Genomic DNA, 21,335 nt, shown 5'->3' with positions numbered 1-21,335 from the left:
TCCGGCGGGGTTTGACCGGCGATCGGCATGGCCGGGAATGCGCTACGCTTACCCGGCTATTTCTTTTATTTTGCACCCGCCGCCTTAAGAAGCTGCACGAGATTTTGGTGACGATACTTGGATGCCAGCATCAGCGCGGTCGCGCCGTTACCGGCCTTGGCATTTACATCCGCCTTGCCTGCCATCAACGCGTGCGCGACGCCCACATGTCCAATCTGCGACGCCAGCATTAGCGCAGTCGCGCCGTTCTCCAGCCGCGCGTCCACATCGGCTCCCGCAGCAAGCAGCATCCGCACGGCCGCCGCTTGTCCTTCCTGCGAGGCTTGCATCAGGACCGTGATGCCATCGTTTCGTCTGGCATTCACATCCGCCTTGGCGGCAATTAACTCTTTTATCACGTCGACGTGGCCGTTCTGCGCTGCCCGCATCAAGGCGGTGGTACCGTTGCTGGTCTTGGCGTTCACATCAGCTTTGCCGTCGAGTAGTGCCCGCACCACCTCTTCATAGCCACTCTGCGACCCCGCCACTAACGCGGTGGTGCCATCGTCCCCCCTGGCATTTACATCAACCTTGGTAGCAAGCAGCACCTTGACCCGCGCGAGGTTGCCGTTCCCCGCCGCAGCGATGAGCTCGCTGCCCCCCATATTCGCCCAGGTGCTTGGGGAAGCAAGGAATAACGCCACCAGCGCACTCAAAACACGTGTATGTATCAGTAGTCTGGTCACTTCAGTCTCCTTTACTTGATAGTTTCCTGTTATTCTTGTCCGCCTGCTGATTGGCCTCAGCCTCGGCCTCGGCTTCCGCTCAGCGCGGCAACTTGGATCGCAGTTGGCCCTGTCCGCCGTCTCGCTGCTGCAACATGGGCACGCGGCCCATCAGTTCACGAAAAAAACGTCGGGGACAATCCCGCTGAACCATCTGAATTTGCTGGGCTCAAACCTCAGGCTGACTGTGTCAAGCCGAACATCAGGCCAGAGAAAACCGTAATACCCGCCGATTATATTGCGTCCAAGATCGCTCGATCTGACCAACCCCTTCTGAGGAGATTCAATGCGTAAAATCCTTCTTTCGATATCGTTGTTACTGGCAGCGTCGTCAGCAAGCTCAGCAGAAAGTGGGACAATACGCCCCGGGTTGTGGGAGCTGACAACCACATCACTTTTGTTGGCACTGGTACCACAGATCCCCGCCGATACGATGCAAAAACTGACCAGTCTGGCCAAGCAACACGGCTTCGACATGCCTCAAGTCCAGAATGGAGCAGCCAAGTCTAAAGTCTGCATCACTCCGGAGATGACCGAGCAGGAAATCCCCGCCTACTTTCATCAGACGCAATTAGGGTGTAGCGCTCAAAACACAACCCGGACCGGAAGCATATATCGAACGGAACTGGTGTGTGCGAACGCTCAGTTCAAGGGTAACGGGACAGCGGAGGGAACATTTGCCAGCCCCGAGAGCTTCTCCGGACAAACCCAATTTAACGGTGTCTTCCAGGGAAACCCGTTCGACGAGCACGCAGACGTAACTGGCCGATGGGTTAGCGCAAGCTGTAGCCCCGTCAAAGCCGCGTACTGAGGCATTCGAACTTACTAAATAACGGGCTGTTCATCCACCGCGCCTTTTTAACACCACTGAGGAGAAAGCCCCGAGTCTTCGCCGATACTTTACCACTACCCCAGCGAACTCATTCGCATCCGATGCCTCACCGCCCCACCGGGTCATGCTCGTCCGCCGCCACCCTGTCCATGGCCACAAGCAACCGGTCATGGAGGCCTCCAAATGCGCCGTTACTCATGACAAGCACGTGATCGCCGGGCTGGGCAGTAGTGGTAATGGCTGCGGTCAGTTGATCCAGGTTGTCATAGACTTGAGCTCTCTTGCCTAAGGGACCTAGCGCTCCCCCCGCATCCCAACCAAGATGTGCGTTATAGCAAAACACTTGGTCCGCTGCCACGAGGCTATCCGCCAGACTGTCTTTCCAAACGCCCATTTTCATCGTGTTCGAGCGAGGTTCCAGCACGGCAATGATGCGCGCACCCTTCACTTTGCTTCGCAAGCCATCAAGAGTGGTTCGAATTGCTGTCGGGTGATGGGCAAAATCGTCATATACCGTGACGCCGTTCCTGATGCCGCGGACTTCCATGCGCCGCTTGACGTTCTTGAACTCTCTCAGCGCCTCGATACCGACGTTGACCGGCACGCCAGCGTGACGCGCAGCCGCCAGCGCCGCCAGCCCATTCATGAGATTGTGTTCCCCGAGTAGATCCCAGCGTAATAATCCCTGAGGATTGCCCTTGAAATGGATGGAGATCCCGGCATCGGGCAAAACCTTTCCTTCCCAGCCGTTTGCAACCCCTACCGGTTCGACCGGGGTCCAGCACCCCCGAGCCAATACCCGCTGTAAGCTTTCCTCGCGCCCATTGGCGACGATCAGGCCGCCCCCGGGAATGATGCGCACGAAATAGTGGAACTGCTGTTCAATCGCTGCAAGACTGTCGAAGATGTCGGCGTGATCAAATTCCAGGTTATTAAGAATCGCGGTTCTGGGCCGGAAATGTACAAACTTGGAGCGTTTGTCGAAGAAAGCAGTGTCGTATTCGTCGGCTTCAATGACGAAAAAGCTGGAACTGCCCAGTCTGGCTGATAGCCCAAAGTTCTCAGGAATGCCGCCGATCAGGAATCCCGGAGCCATCCGTGCGTATTCGAGTATCCACGCAAGCATGGACGTGGTGGTTGTCTTTCCATGGGTGCCGGCGACCGCTAACACCCATTTGTCGCGTAGCACGTTCTCCGCAAGCCACTGTGGGCCTGAAACATAGGGAAGGTTAAGGTTAAGGATCTGCTCCATGAGCGGATTGCCACGGGTCACGACATTGCCCACCACGAACAGATCCGGGTTGAGCTTGGTTTGGTCAGGCGAAAACCCTTCCGTCAACTGAATCCCCTGAGACCTCAGCTGGGTACTCATCGGCGGATAGACCCCGGTGTCGCAGCCGGTTACTTTATGGCCGGCCTCACGCGCGATGGCGGCGATACCGCCCATGAAGGTGCCGCAAATTCCAAGTATATGAATATGCAAACCTCAACTCCTACTGGGCGCTAGCAACATTCTACGGTTAAAATTAAGTTTAACTGCACACAACCGTGCGTATAGTTTGGCTTCCGTTTTTTGTTACACTTACGGCTTTGTTCGGCCTCAGCCTACCATTTGGCCAAGCTGGGCAACAAGCCCCCATGAAAGGCACCCTCGATTTCTGCAAAACCGGAGCCGATGCGCTACGTGCCGCCATGCCTACATACCGGTGACGCGAGACCTACCAATCTGAAAACGGCGATGCGCCCGGGCCGAGATGGCGCCCTTTTCCGGATACCTCTCCTCACATGAAATCGCGTTTCTCCCGCCCGATTTGCTGGTTTGTTTTTCTTTTTTGCCTTGCATGCAATGCGCGCGCCGACAACACATCATCCGCATCGCGGCAAAAATCGGAGCGTGCGACGACCCCGCCGACCCAGGCCCAGGGTAACGAGAATAAACCGGTCGTCGTCGACACCGAGCGCATTCGCGGCCATCATGAATATGAGGCCCAGGTCCCGAGCGGAGCCGAATTACGCGGCGCGCCGGTTAACTCAGCCGGTCACCCCCCGGATGGAGGTGGGCACTCCCAACCCAGGCGGAACTATACACCATCGGGGGCGGCAAAAACGGGTGGACCTGCCGCAGCTTCTAAAGTTGAATCCGGGAACAAGGAAAACCAGCCCGGGCTCACCGGGACCGAGGGTATAGCAGGGCCACACGCCGTGCAGGAACTTGAACCTCAGCTACGTCCGGGCGCGACTTCACCCGGGGGTATTGCATTGCCCACGGTCAAGGATGGAAGCAAGATGGCGGTTGAGGGCGGCGGTAAACCAGGATTTGCCGAAGCCGAGCACATCCGCGGGCATCTTGAACAGCCAGGCGAAATGAAGCTGCGCCTGGGGGGAGAAGTCGAGCCGGGTACCGACCTGAAAGTGGCCGCGCCCGCCCCAGAAAAGGTAAGTCCGAAAAGCAGGCCCGTGTTCGTGGCTGCCGACCGTCTGCAAGGCCACTCCGACAGGGAAGTGGAGGCGATCGGCAGGGCTGAGTTGAACAACGGCGAACAGTTCATCACTGCTGACCGCTTGAAATACCGTCAGGACACGGAAGATGCGGAAGCTGAAGGCGGGGTCCGTGTGGAGCAGCGTGGAGACATACTGGAGGGCTCCCGGCTCAAGTTCAATCTGGCCAGCAAAACCGGGGAACTCAGCCAGCCAAGATACCAACTGAAGGACGCGAGCAGCAGGGGCTACGCCGATATGCTCATGTTCGAAGGGGATAATCATTACCGTTTCCGGCAAACCACCTACACCACGTGCCCCGCAGGCGACGACGACTGGCTCCTGAACGTCGCAGACCTGCAACTCGACCATAATAAGAAAGTGGGAACTGCGCGAAACGTTAAACTCACGTTCAAGGACGTGCCTATTTTATATACACCTTGGATGAATTTCTCGTACAGCGGTGAGCGTAAATCCGGTTTGCTTGCCCCTGTATACGGCACCAACGTGAGAACCGGGCTCGAAGCGACAGTGCCGTTCTACTGGAACATTGCACCCAACTATGACGCCACCATTTCTGCGCGCATGATGTCGAAGCGCGGCATCTCGATCAATAACGAATTCCGCTATCTGGGGGAAAAATGGAGCGGCGCGGTTCTTGGCGACATACTGCCCAATGACTGGGAGACGCAAACGACCCGCTGGCGCACCTCGGTTGCACATGATCACAATTTTGGTGCCGGCTTTGCCGGCCGCTTCGACTACAACCGGGTTTCCGACGATGCCTATTTCCGCGATCTCGGCAACAACCTGAATCTCACCTCACGGACCAACCTGTTGCAACAGGGTGTGGTTACGTATAACCGCGCTCTCGGCGAAGATGGGACGCTGAACGTTACTTCCCTTGTGCAAAGCTTCCAGACTATCCAGGATCCGCTAGCCCCCATCGTGCCTCCCTACAAGCGCTTGCCGCAAGTGGCGATGATCGCGAATAAATCCGACGTTTTAGGCATGGATCTGAATTTCATCGGCAACTGGTCAAATTTTTCCCATCCCACTATGGTAGGCGGTCAACGGGTGGTTCTCTATCCCAGCGTCAGCTACCCGATGCGCACTGCATTTGGCTATGTAACGCCGAAGGTGGGAATACACCATACCCGATATATCCTGGACGACAGCGCGCCCGATTCGAACCTCAATCGTACCTTGCCCATCGTCAGCCTGGACAGTGGTATCGTGTTTGACCGCCAGATGGGCCTTGGCGGCGAACGGTTCACGCAAACAATTGAGCCGCGGCTTTTCTACGTATATGTGCCATTCCACGACCAGACTAATCTGCCTAACTTTGACTCGGCCAAAACGGACTTCAGCTTCGCGCAGATGCTGAACGAAAACCGATTCAGCGGCCACGACCGTATCAACGATGCGAATCAGCTCACCTTCGCGCTTACCTCGCGCCTGATCGAATCGGGCACAGGCAGGGAACGCCTGCGGCTTGCCGTCGGCCAGCAAATAAGCTTTATTGATCGGCGCGTAACACTGGACGCACCTGAAACGATCAACCGCAGACCGGATTTCGTTGCTGCAGTGACCGGGTTTCTCACGCCCACAATCAGCACCGACGCAAGCGTCCAATTCGATCAGACCAGGTTTATGGCTGACGTGGTACGTTCTGGCTTGAGCTATCGTCCGGAGCCTGGCCGGGTCATCAACGTGGGTTACCGGTTTACCCGTGACGTGCTGCATCAGGTAGATGCCTCGAGCCAATGGCGATGGTCGGAAAGATGGCAGACAGTCGCGCGCATCAATTACTCCTTACAGGATCAGAGAATTCTGGAAGGACTGGCGGGACTTGAGTATAATGCCTGTTGCTGGTCGCTGCGGTTTGTGCTCCAGCATCTCACGACCGCCACACAGAGAACGACCACCGCGGCTTTCTTGCAACTCGAGTTAAACGGCTTGATGCAAATCGGCTCCAACCCGCTGCATGTGTTGCAACGCAGTATTCCCGGCTATGTCAGAACCGGCAGTCAGGGAAGCACTCTGCTCGAAGGTCCATAGAAACTTATCCCATCTCCTCGTTCCTCTGCTCAACGCTTATTCACATGGGCAAAAAATTCTGGTTAAGTCCTCCTGTCCTGCTGGTCATACTGACCTGGGGGATGGCGCTTGCGCAACAGCCCGCTCATTCGGGCAGCGTCAGGACGATAGACCATATCGTAGCAGTCGTGAATGAGAGTGTGATCACGCGCCACGAGCTGGACGAAATGCTCAGGGCCATGGTAAAGCAGTTGCAGAAACAGGGGGTCCAGCCGCCCCCGCCCGCAGTACTCGAGAAGCAGATGCTCGAGCGCATCATTTTGAACCAGGTCCAGTTACAGCTGGCCAAGGAAACCGGATTGACCGTGGCCGACGATGAGCTCGACCAGACCCTGCGCCGCATCGCTCAGGAAAACAAGATGACGCTGCATGAGTTTCACAACGCACTGGAGCATGACGGGGTCAGTTTCAACAAGTTCCGGAGCGAAATACGCGATGAGATAATTTTGGTTCGGCTTAAGGAACGGGAGGTCACCAACCGGGTTAGCGTGACGGAGGGAGAGGTGGATAATTTTCTGCACACCCAGGAATCGTCTCCCACGCAGAATGAGGAATATCGCATCGCCCACATTCTGGTCATGGTGCCAGACCAGGCAAGTTCTTCCCAATTGCAGACGAGGCGGGAGCGGGCAGAAGCTGCACTGGCGCGCCTGAATAACGGGGTCGAGTTTGCGCAAGTAGCGGCCGAATTCTCGGACGCGCCGGATGCGATGGCGGGAGGCCTGCTTGAGTGGCGGCCCGCGGCACAGTTGACGAAGATTTTTGCCGACGTGCTGACACCAATGAAGGCGGGGGAAGTGACTCCAATCATTCAAAGTGCGAGCGGTTTCCATATTCTCAAGCTTGTGGACCGCCGCAGCCAGAACGAAGCCGTAACGATGGTGGATCAGACCCACGCGCGCCATATACTTGTCAAGATCAGCGAACTTACCTCGGAAACAGACGCCCAGCGCCGTGTAACAGAGTTGAAGGAAAGGCTGGACAATGGCGCGAAGTTCGAGGAATTGGCCAAGGCCCATTCCGAAGATGCGAGCGCGCCCACCGGAGGCGACCTGGGCTGGCTCTCTCCCGGCGACACAGTGCCCGAATTTGATCACGCCATGCGCGCGCTTCAACCCGGTGAAATCAGTAAGCCTGTCCAGTCGCCATTCGGCTGGCACTTGATACAGGTTGTGGAGCGCCGAACCCAGGATGTAAGCCAGGAGCGGCAGCGGCAAGCGGCGCGTCAGGCTATCCGCGCGCGTAAAGCTGATGCAGCTTTTCAGGAATGGCTGCAAAGGCTACGCGACCGCGCCTATGTCGAATACCGGCTTGAGGAAGGTTAGGATTGAGCGACTCTTGAATAGCATGTCGGGGAGCCAGTCGGCCAAAGACCAAAGGTTCGCTCTCACTACGGGCGAGCCGGCTGGAATTGGTGTGGATCTGTGCGTACAAATCGCGCAACTTGATTTGCCTTTTAACCCGGTCGTGCTTGGCGACCGCGAACTGTTGCGCGCTCGCGCGCGCTTACTGCACCTCCCGCTGGAAATATCCGCTTACGCCCCCGCCGCAGGACGCGGGCATGAGTCCGGGCATAAAGCAGGCTCGTTGCAAGTGCTGCACGTTCCCCTGGTCGAATCCTCGATCGCCGGCCGGCTTGATCCGGTCAATGCCCGCTATGTGCTGACCATGCTGGAGCGCGCCGTTGAGGGATGCCGCAGAGGCGAGTTCAGCGCAATGGTGACTGCGCCGGTGCATAAAGGAGTCATTAACGACGCCCGGATCGCCTTCACCGGGCATACCGAATACCTGGCTCAACTGACGAACAGCGAGGCAGTCATGTTGCTTGTGGGCGGCGGTATGCGGGTAGCGCTCGCGACCACGCACCTGCCATTAAAAGATGTGCCCGCAGCGATCACACGAGACACGCTGGAGCGGAAACTTCGCATCATCCACACCGACTTGATCAATCGTTTTGCCATTGCCCGGCCTCGTATCGCCGTGGCAGGGCTGAACCCTCATGCCGGCGAATCGGGACATCTCGGCAGGGAAGAAATCGAAACCATCATTCCGGCGCTCGAAGGCTTGCGCGCGCAGGGGATGGATTTGGTCGGCCCGCTTCCAGCCGATACCCTGTTCCATCCGCCAAAGCTGAAGAACTTCGACTGCGTATTTGCCATGTACCACGACCAGGGGCTACCGGTATTGAAACATGCGAGTTTTGGCAATGCAGTCAACGTGACGTTGGGCTTGCCGATCATTCGTACTTCTGTAGATCATGGAACTGCCCTCGACCTGGCGGGAACGGGTCGTGCCGATCCAGGCAGTCTCCTCGCCGCGATCGAAATGGCGACGACGCTGGCCGGCAATCGAAAAATCGCGCACTGACTGCGCCTACAGCGGACTCGCCGCATCCCGCTTGCCTACTTCCCACGAAAGTGACGCAACATATTCCCCGCAAACGCTTTGGCCAAAATTTCCTGATCGACCGTCAGGTTGTCGCGGATATCGTCAGTGCCATCCATCCGAGCAAGGATGACCTTCTGGTCGAAATAGGTCCGGGCATGGGCGCTCTAACGCGGCCCCTGTTGCAGGTGGTATGTCACCTGCATGTGGTGGAAATTGACCGGGATATCATCGACCATCTGCGCGGCGAATTCTCGGGGAAGCAACTTGATATACACGCAGGTGATGCGCTGAAATTCGACTTCTCCGCCATTGGCGAAGATCTGAGGGTGATAGGAAATCTACCCTATAATATTTCCACACCGCTCCTGTTTCATTTAAGCGGATATGCGGGTGGCATCCTCGATATGCACTTCATGCTGCAAAAGGAAGTGGTGGAGCGCATGGTTGCGATGCCCTCGACGCCCGCCTACGGGCGACTGTCGGTCATGCTGCAGTATCGTTTTGAAATGGAGCAACTTTTCATCGTTCCACCGACCTCTTTCCGCCCGGTACCCAAGGTTGAATCGGCAGTTGTACGCATGATCCCTCGGCAACAGCCGCTGATCGATCGCTGCAGGGAAGAACTATTCGCAGATATTGTCGCCGCCGCTTTCTCGCAACGCCGCAAGACCCTGCGCAATACCCTGCTTGAATATCTGAAACCTGAAGATTATGCCCTGCTAGAAATCGATGCGAGCCTGCGCGCGGAAAATCTTACTGTCCTGCAGTACGCGGCAATCGCTGACTATTTAAGTAAAGAATAGGAGTACGGATATTACCTCGTGCCCGGACGACGCATGAATTACTCAAAAAGAAAAAACTGCGTGTTGGCGTTGCAACCATGTAACGATCAGAATTTGCGGTAACAGCCACAGGAAATGGGATAGCTTGCCCGTAAGACCGTGCTATGCTTTAGACTCGAAATCGAGGGAGAACATATGTCCGCGCGCGACTCGCCTCGAGCGGCGTTCACTCGAGTTGCGACCCGTCTTTCCGTTGAGTAAACAAATGCGCAGATCGTCATTCAGTCACTGTCCGGGGTTTGCATTAAACCCGACTTAAACATACGAAAAAACAAAAGGATGAAGACAGGTAGTCCGCCACGTTTGGCAATGAATACGTCTGCGTCTGCGCGAGGTGCGTGCCTATTGGCTGCTATGCTGGCATGCGGTATCGCCCCACTGCCGGCCAGCGCGGAAATTTACTCGTTCACCGATGAGAATGGCGTCCTGCATTTCAGCAATGTGCCTACGGATGAGCGCTACGTGCCACTTTCGGCGCCGAATGCCGTTGCAAAGAGAACGGTAGGGCGCTCGAGTAACAATCAAGCCGCATCGCTAACCAAGGCTCAGTATGTTGGAGTCATAGAAGAGGTCGCTCGCACTTACGGGCTGGAAAGCGCACTGATACATGCCGTCGTCTCTGTCGAATCAGCTTACAGGGTGACGGCGGTTTCCAGGAAAGGCGCAGGCGGCCTGATGCAACTCATGCCTGAAACTGCCCAGCGATACGGCGTGACCGACCGGTTTGACCCGGTACAGAACCTTCATGGGGGCGCCAGATACCTGAGCGACTTGTTGAAGATGTTTAACGGTGATGTGAGGCTTACGCTGGCCGCCTACAACGCCGGCGAAAATAACGTCATCAAGTACGGAAACCAAATTCCGCCATTCCAGGAAACTCGGGCTTACGTGCCGAAGGTTCTGGAGCTCTATCGCAAGTATCAGGGAACTCTCAAGGTTGCCTCACCGCGGCGCGGAACCTGAAAAGCTTTCAGATCAACCCCTGTCTGCTTGAATTGCCTTTAAACTGCGCCCATTGCTATAAATGGAGCCGAAATCGCTTCGCAATTACTTCTTCGGTATATAAAGGTCCGTAATCGACCCTTCTGCGATTTCAGCGGCAAAAAAGGTGGTTTCCGATAATGTCGGGTGTGGATGAATAGTGAGGCCGAGGTCTTTCATGTCCGCGCCCATTTCCAGACCCAGCACGGTCTCGGCGATCAGTTCCCCAGCATTCACGCCAACGATGCCCGCGCCAAGAATGCGACGCGTCTTTTTGTCCAGCAGCAGCTTGGTCATGCCTTCCTCACGCGCCATGGCTATTGCCCGGCCGCTCGCGGCCCAGGGAAACACTGCTTTTTCGAACTCGATTCCCTGTTTGGCCGCATCGGTTTCAGTCAAGCCCATCCAGGCGATCTCTGGATCCGTATATGCCACGGAGGGAATGGTGCGCGCATCAAACGCCGCTTTATGGCCGGCAATGATCTCGGCGGCCAGCTTGCCTTCGTGCGAGGCTTTGTGCGCCAGCATGGGCTCGCCCGCAACATCGCCGATGGCGAAAATATGCGGCACGTTGGTGCGCAATTGCCTATCCACCGGTATGTACCCGCGCTCATCCACGTTGACACCCGCTTGTTCCGCTCCAACATCGCGCCCATTGGGGCGACGTCCTACCGCCATCAGGATACGGTCATAGATTTGCGGTTCGGGCGTCTTGCCGTTTTGTCCGCCTTCGAAGGTGACTTTGAGTCCCTCTTGAAGTGCCTCGATCGCGGTCACCTTGGTTTTAAGATAAATCGCCTCGTAGCGCCTTTGTATGCGGCGGTGCAGTGGTCTGACTAAGTCCGCATCGGCCCCCGGGATCAATTGATCCATTAGCTCCACGACTGTGATCCTGCTGCCCAGGGCATCGTACACGGTTGCCATTTCCAGGCCGATGATGCCGCCTCCAATGATGAGCATGCGCTTGGGAATATCTTCCAGCTTCAATGCACCGGTCGAATCCATCATGCGTGGATCTTCATACGGAAAGCCAGGTATGCGCGCCACGCTCGAGCCGGCGGCAATAATGCAATGATCGAACGACACGGATTTCAAACCATCGGGTGTCTCAACCTCGATCATGTTCGGCGAGATAAACTTGCCAGTCCCATGCACGCGCTCCACCTTGCGCTGCTTCGCCAGTTGGCCGAGTCCCTTGGTCAGCTTGCCGATGACAGACTCCTTCCAGGCACGAAGCTTGTCTATTTCGATGCTCGGCTTGCCGAAAACGACGCCCTGCTGCGCCGTTTCTTCCGCATCCGTCATGACTTTGGCCACGTGCAAAAGCGCCTTGGAGGGAATACAGCCCACATTGAGGCAAACCCCACCAAGCGCCGGGTAGCGCTCAACCAATGCGGTTGTCTTGCCCAGATCCGCTGCCCGGAACGCCGCCGTGTAACCGCCCGGCCCGGCACCCAACACGACCACGTCCACATGAATGTCACCTCGCGGAACCGACGGGGCGGGAGGAGGCGGACCTGGTTCTGGCTTAGGCGGACTTGGTTCGGCCTTAGACGATCCAGCGCGTTTATCTGTTTCGCCCGGTACGGCTGCCAGTTCGAGCGTCAGCAGGAGCGACCCTTCCGAGACTGTGTCACCGACCTTGACACGAATATCCTTCACCACACCCGCCTGCGGCGAGGGAACCTCCATCGCCGCCTTGTCGGTTTCAAGCGTGACGAGCGACGTTTCCTTCTCTACCGCATCGCCGGGCTTCACCAATAGCTCGATCACAGCCACATCTTTGAAATCGCCGATATCGGGAACTTTTATTTCGATAACCTGAGTCATGACAACCTAAATGGAAAAAGATAAAACCGACCTTTTTGAAATGCTTATGGTCCCGGTTACATTTATTGCCTGATGTGTCCGTCGCCCAGCACGATAAACTTCTGACTGGTCAATCCTTCCAATCCCACCGGGCCACGGGCGTGAAGCTTGTCGGTCGAGATACCGATTTCAGCGCCCAGCCCATACTCGAAACCGTCGGCAAATCGCGTCGAGGCGTTCACCATCACCGAGCTGGAATCCACTTCTCGGAGGAAACGCCGGGCTCGGCCATAGTCCTCGGTAATGATCGAGTCGGTATGTTGCGATCCATACAACGTCACATGCTCGATCGCCTGATCCAGGCCCGTGACCACCCGCACGCTGAGGACCGGCGCCAGATATTCGGTGTGCCAATCCTCTTCCGTGGCTTCCTTCATTTGCGGAATGATGGATCGAGACGCGGCATCGCCACGCAGCTCCACCCCTTTGTCGAGATAGATTTTGCATAGCGGAGGCAGCACTTTCTCAGCAATGGCCGTGTGCACGAGCAGTGTCTCCATGGTGTTGCAGGTTCCATAGCGCTGGGTCTTGGCGTTGTCGGCGACGCGCAGCGCCTTGTCCAGATCCGCCTGTTCATCAATGTACACATGGCATACACCGTCGAGATGCTTGATGACCGGAATCCGTGCTTCACCAGCGATGCGTTCGATCAGCCCCTTGCCGCCCCGGGGCACAATGACATCGACGAATTCGTTCATTGTGATGAGTTCACCAACGGCTTGCCGGTCAGTCGTTTCAACCACCTGTATCGCAGTTTCGGGCAGCCCTGCCGCTCTCAGCCCCTCCTTTACGCACGCAGCAATCGCCCGGTTGCTATTGATGGCCTCGGATCCGCCGCGCAGTATCGCGGCATTACCCGCCTTGAGGCACAGCCCGGCGGCATCGGCGGTAACGTTGGGCCGCGCTTCATAAATGATGCCAACAACACCGAGTGGCACGCGCATCCTGCCAACCTGGATGCCAGAAGGGCGATATTTCAAGTCACTGATTTCCCCGACGGGATCGGCCAGCGCCGCGATTTGCAGCAAACCTTCGGTCATGCCTGCGATGCTCTTGGATGAAAGCGTCAGCCGGTCGATCACGGCCGGGTCAAGACCCCGTTTCCTGGCACTTTCGACATCCATCGCATTTGCAGCCAGCAATATCTGCTCATCGCGCTGGATAGCGGCGGCCATTTGCGTGAGTGCCCGGTTTTTTGCGGCGGTCTCCGCCTTTGCAACAAGACGCGACGCGGCCCGAGCTTCGCGCCCGATTGACTGCATGTAAGTCTTGACGTCGATAATATCCATGTCACGGTTCCATTTAAAACGATGAATCAATCAATGTTGCCGGTAGCACAGATGCAGCTAATAAATCCGGCGTTATTAGCTGCACCAGCGACACAAACTGTACAGGGACAGATGCGAGGCCCATGATCGCTTAGGCATACAGTGCTCAAGATAGCGCAAGCAGGCTAAAACTCATCATTGCGAGCAAGCAGGCCTGAACCACCGGATGAACTATCGGCACTTAGCGAGCGGTAACCGCGAAACGCAGCCCCAGCTGCAGCAATTCATCCCAGGCATCGCCCTTCGCCACACCCTTACTGATGCGGTCAATTTTCGACACATGTACCAAAGCCTGCATCAACTGTTCCAGTCGGAGACGTCGGGCCGCGCTTTGCAGAAATTCATGCTGATCGACCCGAGCTCTGATCTGGTTCATCAACTGCATTACGGGCCTCCCCGCATCCAGTCCCTTGCGAATCGTGATCAACGCTCGAATCTGGGTCGCAAGCGTGAACACAATCAGCGGCAACGCGGTGCCCTCGCCCCGCAATCCTTCCAGCACCCGGTTATAACGCGCGGTCTCGCCTCGAATCATGGCAGCGGGTAGTTTATACACATCATAACGCGCCACATCGAGCACCGCATCTTTTACCTGTTCGAACGACATCGGGCCCGCGGGGTACAGCAGGGCGAGTTTCTTCAGTTCCTGATAGGCTGCAACCAGGTTGCCCTCTACCTTGTCGGCCAGGAACTGCAGGGTGTCCTGGTCGGCGCTTTGCTGTTGCATCTCCAGGCGCTGGCCGATCCAGGCGGGCAAGCGGGGACGCTCCACCGCATCGACCTGGATCGTGATGCCCGCACTCTCAAGGGCCTTGAACCATTTTGTCGCCGCGCCCTGTCTGTCGATCTTTGGCAACGTGACGAGCGTGAGCGTATCGGGCGGGAGCGCCTGGCAATATTCCTCGATTACAGCACTTCCTTGGATGCCGGGCTTGCCTGACGGAATGCGGATGTCCATGACACGCCGTTCGCCAAACAGCGACAGGCTGCTGCTGCGCTGTCGCAGCTCAGACCAGTTGAAATGATGGTCTACCGGAAAAATCTCGCGTTCACTATAACCTTCCCGGCGCGCTCTGGTTCGGATTGCATCAGCGGCGTCGATACAGAGCAGCAACTCGTCTCCGGACACGATATAGAGAGGCGCAAGCGGTTTCTGCAGGTGCCGCCGAAGATGCTCCGGGGTGATACGCATGATATTGGCTCGCGATATAACTTGGAAGTTGAGAAGTCGGTTCTCAGCCTTCGGCTGTATGAACCGACTCAAGCCGACGAAGAATCTGAGCGGCGGCATCGCTCTGCATTTCTCTAACGAGCATCGCCTCCTCCCCCTCCTTCGCCACCACTTGCGCGTCGGTAAAAGGAAGAATACGGCGGAGGGCAATCTCATTAGCGGGTATGAGCTCCACCCCTTTAGCGTCTATAAGACGAAAGGAAACCCGATAGCGCAAATCGAATTCCCGCACCCGGCCGCCGCCGGACACCGACATGATTTGCCTCTCGTTTACTGCACTGATAACCTCCAGTGTGGCTGCGGCATCTTTCGGGTTATCCACAATACGGGTGTTGGTGCCCGCCTTGATGAAGCGACGCAGATCCGTCCCAATTGGATTGCCCGCCGGGGATGAGATATAGAGCGTTTCAAATGGCAGGGAGGCCGTACCGCGTAACTGAAAACCACAGGCAGCAAGGAATAAACAGAACACGACCGGTATGGTTCTTTTCATAAAAAAGTCCTCATCAGGGTTTAATACCATCAGGGTTTAATACCTTTAGACAACGATATTTACCAATCTGCCTGGAACTATTACAACCTTTTTTACCTGCTGGTTCCCGACGAACTTTTGCGCCTGATCGTTCTCCAGCGCGAGCCGCTCGATAACTTCGGGTCGCGTATCTCTCGCGACGCTGATCTTGCCGCGCAGTTTACCGTTGACCTGAACGATCAATTCAATTTCATCCTGCACCAGAGCAGCGTTATCTGCTTGCGGCCATGGCTGGTCGAGAAGTTCCGTTCCCGGCTTAAGTTCGCGCCATAGCGCATGACAGATGTGAGGCACGACAGGCGACAAAAGCAATACGATACTTTCCATCGCTTCCTGCATCAGGCCGCGCGCAGCTGGACTGGAATCCTGCAATTTGCCGAGCGCATTCATGAGTTCCATGACTGCTGCAATGGCGGTATTGAACGTGTGACGCCTGCCGAGATCATCGCCCACCTTGGCAATCGTCTGGTGCAACTGAAAACGCAGAGACTTGAACTCGGTACCCAGTTCCGTAGCCGCTGCCGGCACCGCGGGCGGCACGCCAGCCTGCACATGTTCGTAAACCTGCTTCCACAAGCGCTTGAGGAAGCGGAACGAACCCTCCACTCCCGCATCCGCCCACTCCAGCGTTTGTTCCGGCGGGCTGGCGAACATCATGAATAATCTCGCGGTATCCGCCCCATATTGTTCAACCAGCATCTGCGGATCGACGCCGTTGTTCTTGGATTTGGACATGGTGCCAATCCCGCCCGATTCGACTGGCTGGCCATCCTCGCGCAGCATCGCGCCGATGGCCCTGCCTTGCTCGTCGGTTTGAACGTCCACGTCCGCCGGATTGAAATAGATGAGGCGGCCGGTTTCAGTTTTGCGGAACATGATCTCGTTGAGCACCATACCCTGGGTAAGGAGATTAGCAAACGGCTCATCAAACTTAACCAGCCCAAGATCGCGCATCACCTTGCTCCAGAAGCGGGAATAAAGAAGGTGCAAGATCGCGTGTTCGATGCCACCAACATACTGGTCGACCGGCAGCCAGTAGTCTACGCGCGCATCGGTCATTCGCTCCTTCTGATCGGCACAGGCATAGCGTATGTAGTACCACGACGAATCCAAGAAAGTATCCATCGTATCCGTCTCCCGCCGTGCCGACTGGCCGCAACGGGGGCACGAACAAGCATAGAACGATCGCGTTTTCGCCAGCGGGTTTCCCGAACCGTCAGGAACAAGATCTTCAGGCAGCACTACAGGAAGCTGGTCGTCCGGCACCGGCACGATTCCGCACGCGTCGCAATAAATAAGGGGAATCGGGCAGCCCCAGTAGCGTTGACGCGAAATGCCCCAGTCGCGCAGGCGGTAGTGAATCCGCTTTTCACCCAATCCTTTCTTTTCCAGCGCCGCGGCGATTGCGTCGACGGCGGGCTGAAATGCCAAGTCCGAAAATTCGCCGGAATTAAACGTCAAGCCATGCTCAACATAGGCCTGCGTGAGCGGGACGCTTAAATCGGAATCGGTCGGCTTGATCACGGGCTTGACCGGCAGCCCGTATTTTTCTGCAAACTCGAAATCGCGTTCATCGTGCGCGGGCACCGCCATTACCGCACCCTCGCCGTATCCCATTAGCACATAATTTGCCACCCAGACGGGAAGTTTTTCCCCAGTCAGGGGATGGAGGACAAACAGTCCTGTTTGCATGCCCCTTTTTTCCTGTGTCGCAAGTTCCGCCTCCATGGTGCCGCCAAGATGGCATGCACTGATGAACTCGGCCAGGTCAGGATTGTTTTTTGCCGCATGCAGCGCAACCGGGTGCTCCGCCGCCACCGCGACGTAGGTAACCCCGAGCAGCGTATCCGCGCGAGTGGTAAAAACCTTCAATGCCTGCGGCATACCGGATGCAGCGTCGGCCGGGAAGATCACATCCACCCCCAAGCTCTTGCCGATCCAGTTCGCTTGCATTGTTTTTACCCGCTCGGGCCAACCCGGCAGCGTGTTCAATGACGCCAGCAGTTCGTCCGCATAGGCAGTTATTCGCAAGTAATACATGGGGATCTCGCGCTTCTCGATGAGCGCTCCCGTGCGCCAGCCACGTCCGTCTATTACCTGCTCGTTAGCCAGTACCGTCTGGTCTATCGGATCCCAATTGACGGTGCCCGTGGTCCGGTAGGCCAATCCTGTTTCCAGCATCCGCAAAAATAGCCACTGATTCCAGCGGTAGTAATCCGGGCTGCACGTAGCCAGCTCGCAGCTCCAATCGATGGCGAGACCCAGGCTCTGCAATTGTTTGCGCATGTACGCGATGTTGTCGTATGTCCAGCGGGCGGGTGGCACGCCGTTTTGCATCGCCGCATTCTCCGCAGGCAATCCGAACGCATCCCAGCCCATCGGCTGCAACACGTTGTAACCCTGCATGCGGTAGTAGCGCGATAGCACATCGCCTATTGTGTAGTTGCGCACATGACCCATGTGCAGCTTGCCGGAGGGGTAGGGAAACATGGACAGGCAATAATATTTCTGCTTGGCGGGAACCTCGTCGGCCTTAAACGCGGCAGTAGTGTGCCAATGCCGCTGCGCTTCTGATTCGATTTCCCCTGGATGATATTTTTCCCGCATAAATTCCCGGCTTTTCCGCCATAAAGCTGAGAATTATACCGCGAACGAAAACAGCCGACGCCGTCCGTTTGTTTAATGATTAGTCGCCGGGGGCGGTACACATCATCGATCTGCGTGATTGGTCGACCAGAGATTGGCCTTGCAGCCTTTATCGGCTGAACGCCCACGAAACCCGGCCGGAACTCAGTCTGTAAATACGGCCGGGAAACTCGGTTTGGATGTACGGTTTTGGGTATTCCGGGCGATCCGCCTACCGGATGACAAGGGCTAGCCTGAAATCGCCGCGCAGCAGATTGAGGATGATACGGTCTTCGCTGGACTGTAGGGCCGCCAGAAACTCCTGTACGGAGCGTACTTTTTTGCGATTGACACCGAAGATGACGTCACCCGGCCTGAGGCCGTGCAGCCAGGCTGGGCTGTTCGCATCCACCTGGGTAACGATCACACCTTCAATTTTCCCGCGCGCCCCGGCCTTGAGGTTTGCCACGGTGGCGCCCGCAAGCTGGGGCACCGTCTCCGCCTCGGTCCCCGGCACCTCAAGCGGCTTCGCGATTTTGATCTTGGTAGTGCGGGTCTTGCCATCCCGCAAGATGGTGAGATTAACCGTTTCTCCGATCGGCATCATCCCGATCTTGTTGCGCAAATCAATCGAACGTCTAACCGGGCGCCCATTCACTGCCGTTATCACGTCGCCGGGCTTGAGACCCGCCTGTTCCGCTGGCGATTTGGACTCGACCGTGCTGATGATCGCCCCTTCGGTGGAAGGGAGTCCCAGGGAGCGGGCCAAATCATGGGTAATATCTTCGCTGCTCGCGCCCAACCTCCCTCGTCGCACTTCACCAAAACGCTCGATCTGATCCAGCACTGCCTTGACCATGGCGCTGGGCACCGCGAATCCAATACCAACGTTGGCGCCTGAAGGACCGATAATAGCCGTGTTAATACCGACCAGCTCACCCTTGAGATTAATAAGCGCACCGCCTGAGTTGCCGGGGTTGATGGACGCATCGGTTTGTATGAAGTCCTCATAACCTTCAAGATCCAGCCCGCTCCTGCCCAGTGCACTGACGATGCCCGACGTAACTGTCTGCCCGAGTCCAAACGGATTGCCGATAGCAACCACGAAGTCGCCCACGTTAAGAAGGTCCGAATCGCCGAGACGTAGCGCCTGCAAATTTTTTGCCTCGATTTTCAGCAGTGCGATGTCGGTGCCGGGATCACTCCCCACCAGCTTTGCCACAAACTGGCGCATATCCTTGAGCGTGACTGTTACCTGCTGCGCATCCTTGATGACATGATAGTTGGTTACGACATAGCCGCTGGCCGCGTCCACGATCACCCCCGACCCCGCACTCCGCTCCTGCTGCACAGCCTGATCAGGGATATTGAAAAACCGGCGGAAAAACGGATCGCGAAATAGAGGGTTATCCTCAATGGCAGAACGCGACTGGACCGAAATATTCACCACTGCAGGCGTCACCCCTTGCAGCAGCGGAGCGAGGGTCGGTACGCCGTTTTTGCTGTCGGCGAAAGGTAAGCCCGAGTGCGCGGGAAAGACCACGCCCAGCAAAATAACCAGGCTGGCGGATAGCAAAACAAGCTGGAAAGATTTCCTCATGGATTTACTCCGCGAAACTCGCTCGAACTCGGCCGTACGACGACAACAAAATGAAGCAAGACGGTTAGAGATCCGGCATTCAGACCAGCCCCTTCCCCAGGCTCAGCATTTCTTCCATTCCGGGCTCGAACGTCTCGGGGTCGAAAGCCCGATCCCCATCCGGAAAAGGTTTGTTTCCCGCCTTGAGCCCCGCGAAATTGTAAAGCCGCGGATCGGCCAGATGGGAAGGCTGGATATTTTGCAGTGCGGTAAACATTGTCTCCAGTCGGCCGGGAAATTTTTTATCCCATTGTTGCAGCATTTCCTTGACCGCCTGGCGCTGCATATTTTTTTGCGATCCGCACAGATTGCAAGGAATGATGGGGAAATTTTCTATCTCGGCATACTCCGCCAAATCTTTTTCCTTGCAGTAAGCCAATGGGCGGATGACGATGTTGCGTCCGTCGTCGCTCACGAGCTTGGGCGGCATGGTCTTAAGCTTGCCACCATAAAACAGGTTGAGAAACAGCGTCTCCAGGATATCGTCGCGGTGGTGCCCGAGTGCGATCTTCGTCGCGCCCAGCTCTCCGGCAACGCGGTAGAGGACGCCGCGGCGCAAGCGCGAGCAGAGACTGCAGGTCGTTTTACCTTCCGCGATGATACGCTTCACCACACTATAGGTATCTTGCTCGACGATGCGAAATGGCATGTCGATTGCCGAGAGGTATCGAGGCAGCACCTCTTCCGGGAAACCCGGTTGCTTCTGATCCAGATTTACCGCGACGAGGTCGAACCGCGTTTGCGCATGCGCTTGCAGGTTACGCAAAATATCAAGCAAGGCGTAGCTATCCTTGCCGCCCGAGAGACACACCATTACCCGGTCGCCATCCTCGATCATTTTGAAATCGGCAATAGCCGTACCTACCAGCCGCCTCAGCCGCTTGTGCAATTTCCTGGCGCTATGCTGTTCTTTTCTCGACACACTTTCCATATTTGGCCTTATTGTCTGAGCCATGTTTGTCCGAGCAAGGCAGGTCTCATACCTCCCGAGGCCCAGCACTCCATAACCCGTTCAGCTTGGGGCTAAATTTTAAGGAAAATCTCCCCGATAGCAACCATTTGTTCCAGGACTGCCTCCGCAGGCCGCCACCCCGTTTGGGATGGCATCGCCCCCTGTGGGAAACTGCGCGGGAAACTATTAAGACAGCTGCATTCCGCTGAACCGCAGGTCCTTTCGCCTTTGCTTCTGCGGGAGCACCGCGTTCGCCAGAAATGGTAATGACCAAAAGTCAATACGTTACCATTTTTTGTCCTTTTTCCCTTCCCTTCTTCGCGTTTATCCTTTGAAAAAATATACGGACTGGCGCTTTATCTACGCGCAAACTACCGCGTCGGTAATGGCAACCCGCCCGGGGCAACTCCGTCTGGCGGCGCGAAGCCCAACCCGAATGGTCCACTCAGCCCTGTAACACCGTCGAGACCGGGCAATCGTTTCGCGCTGTGCGCGAACCAGCTTGCCATTGAAAATGCGCAATGCGGGGCAAGCTGCGGAGAACTCACTGGACCCCCTGAGCAGGCCACCCGACTTAGTGCGAAAACTGCAAGGTTCAGTTTGAGTGCCAAAACGAGAATCCTGTAGTGGTTCAATTTGCACGGACACCTTGATAAGTGGATTATTCACTTATGGAGGGGTTTATGATGGTTGCACGCAGAGCACGGAGGGAGTTTGACGCCGGCTTCAAATTGGAAGTGGTGCGCATGGTGAAAGACCAGGGATTGAGCGTAG

The 21,335-nt window shown here is 56.5% G+C and carries 15 protein-coding genes; 6 read left to right on the top strand and 9 right to left on the bottom strand.

Features of this window, described 5'->3' with window-relative positions:
- Positions 1-65: 65 nt before the first annotated feature.
- Positions 66-725 (bottom strand): ankyrin repeat domain-containing protein, encoded by a 660-nt coding sequence (locus BM022_RS10625; RefSeq protein ID WP_091139162.1) that lies wholly within the window; start codon positions 723-725, stop codon positions 66-68.
- Positions 726-1,050: 325 nt separating this feature from the next.
- Here BM022_RS10625 and BM022_RS10620 point away from each other — a divergent pair, with 325 nt between their 5' ends.
- Entirely contained in the window at positions 1,051-1,575 is a 525-nt protein-coding gene (locus BM022_RS10620) for a DUF3617 domain-containing protein (protein WP_091139161.1), read from the top strand.
- Positions 1,576-1,702: 127 nt separating this feature from the next.
- Here BM022_RS10620 and mpl read toward each other — a convergent pair whose 3' ends face one another.
- Positions 1,703-3,079 carry a UDP-N-acetylmuramate:L-alanyl-gamma-D-glutamyl-meso-diaminopimelate ligase gene (gene mpl / locus BM022_RS10615; RefSeq protein ID WP_091139159.1) on the bottom strand — a complete coding sequence of 459 codons (1,377 nt, stop codon included), beginning with the start codon at positions 3,077-3,079 and terminating at the stop codon, positions 1,703-1,705.
- Between the two features lie 302 nt (positions 3,080-3,381).
- Between mpl and BM022_RS10610 the strand changes: the two genes are divergently transcribed.
- The 5 genes from BM022_RS10610 (at position 3,382) to BM022_RS10590 (ending at position 10,367) form a co-directional block, all read left to right on the top strand.
- A complete protein-coding gene (locus tag BM022_RS10610; RefSeq protein WP_091139157.1) occupies positions 3,382-6,135 on the top strand; it encodes an LPS-assembly protein LptD in 2,754 nt (917 codons plus the stop codon).
- Between the two features lie 44 nt (positions 6,136-6,179).
- Positions 6,180-7,499 (top strand): peptidylprolyl isomerase, encoded by a 1,320-nt coding sequence (locus BM022_RS10605; protein WP_091139156.1) that lies wholly within the window; start codon positions 6,180-6,182, stop codon positions 7,497-7,499.
- Positions 7,500-7,521: 22 nt separating this feature from the next.
- Complete coding sequence (gene pdxA / locus BM022_RS10600; RefSeq protein WP_091139154.1) at positions 7,522-8,541, top strand: 4-hydroxythreonine-4-phosphate dehydrogenase PdxA; 1,020 nt, start codon at positions 7,522-7,524, stop codon at positions 8,539-8,541.
- A 50-nt stretch (positions 8,542-8,591) separates the two neighbouring features.
- Positions 8,592-9,365 carry a 16S rRNA (adenine(1518)-N(6)/adenine(1519)-N(6))-dimethyltransferase RsmA gene (gene rsmA / locus BM022_RS10595; protein ID WP_091139153.1) on the top strand — a complete coding sequence of 258 codons (774 nt, stop codon included), beginning with the start codon at positions 8,592-8,594 and terminating at the stop codon, positions 9,363-9,365.
- A gap of 393 nt (positions 9,366-9,758) precedes the next feature.
- The gene (locus BM022_RS10590; RefSeq protein WP_177191699.1) at positions 9,759-10,367 is read left to right on the top strand and encodes a lytic transglycosylase domain-containing protein; all 609 of its coding nucleotides are present in this window, start codon (positions 9,759-9,761) and stop codon (positions 10,365-10,367) included.
- Positions 10,368-10,451: 84 nt separating this feature from the next.
- Here the strand turns inward: BM022_RS10590 and lpdA are convergent, their stop codons facing one another.
- From lpdA to ttcA, 7 genes are all read right to left on the bottom strand, one after another.
- The gene (gene lpdA, locus BM022_RS10585; RefSeq protein ID WP_091139149.1) at positions 10,452-12,215 is read right to left on the bottom strand and encodes a dihydrolipoyl dehydrogenase; all 1,764 of its coding nucleotides are present in this window, start codon (positions 12,213-12,215) and stop codon (positions 10,452-10,454) included.
- 62 nt (positions 12,216-12,277) lie between these two features.
- On the bottom strand, positions 12,278-13,543 hold the full coding sequence (locus BM022_RS10580; RefSeq protein ID WP_091139148.1) for a glutamate-5-semialdehyde dehydrogenase: 1,266 nt from the start codon (positions 13,541-13,543) through the stop codon (positions 12,278-12,280).
- 220 nt (positions 13,544-13,763) lie between these two features.
- Complete coding sequence (holA, locus tag BM022_RS10575) at positions 13,764-14,774, bottom strand: DNA polymerase III subunit delta (RefSeq protein WP_091139146.1); 1,011 nt, start codon at positions 14,772-14,774, stop codon at positions 13,764-13,766.
- Between the two features lie 43 nt (positions 14,775-14,817).
- On the bottom strand, positions 14,818-15,306 hold the full coding sequence (gene lptE, locus BM022_RS10570) for an LPS-assembly lipoprotein LptE (RefSeq protein ID WP_091139266.1): 489 nt from the start codon (positions 15,304-15,306) through the stop codon (positions 14,818-14,820).
- 45 nt (positions 15,307-15,351) lie between these two features.
- The gene (gene leuS / locus BM022_RS10565) at positions 15,352-17,952 is read right to left on the bottom strand and encodes a leucine--tRNA ligase (RefSeq protein WP_091139145.1); all 2,601 of its coding nucleotides are present in this window, start codon (positions 17,950-17,952) and stop codon (positions 15,352-15,354) included.
- Positions 17,953-18,202: 250 nt separating this feature from the next.
- Complete coding sequence (locus BM022_RS10560; protein ID WP_177191695.1) at positions 18,203-19,570, bottom strand: DegQ family serine endoprotease; 1,368 nt, start codon at positions 19,568-19,570, stop codon at positions 18,203-18,205.
- A gap of 79 nt (positions 19,571-19,649) precedes the next feature.
- Positions 19,650-20,540: a tRNA 2-thiocytidine(32) synthetase TtcA gene (ttcA, locus tag BM022_RS10555; protein ID WP_091139263.1), complete on the bottom strand. Its 891-nt coding sequence runs from the start codon at positions 20,538-20,540 to the stop codon at positions 19,650-19,652.
- Positions 20,541-21,335 lie beyond the last annotated feature (795 nt).

This window comes from Nitrosospira sp. Nsp14 (assembly GCF_900113575.1).
Classification (GTDB): domain Bacteria; phylum Pseudomonadota; class Gammaproteobacteria; order Burkholderiales; family Nitrosomonadaceae; genus Nitrosospira.
Note: the sequence above shows the minus strand (reverse complement) of the source record. Positions and strands in the feature narration are given on the sequence as shown.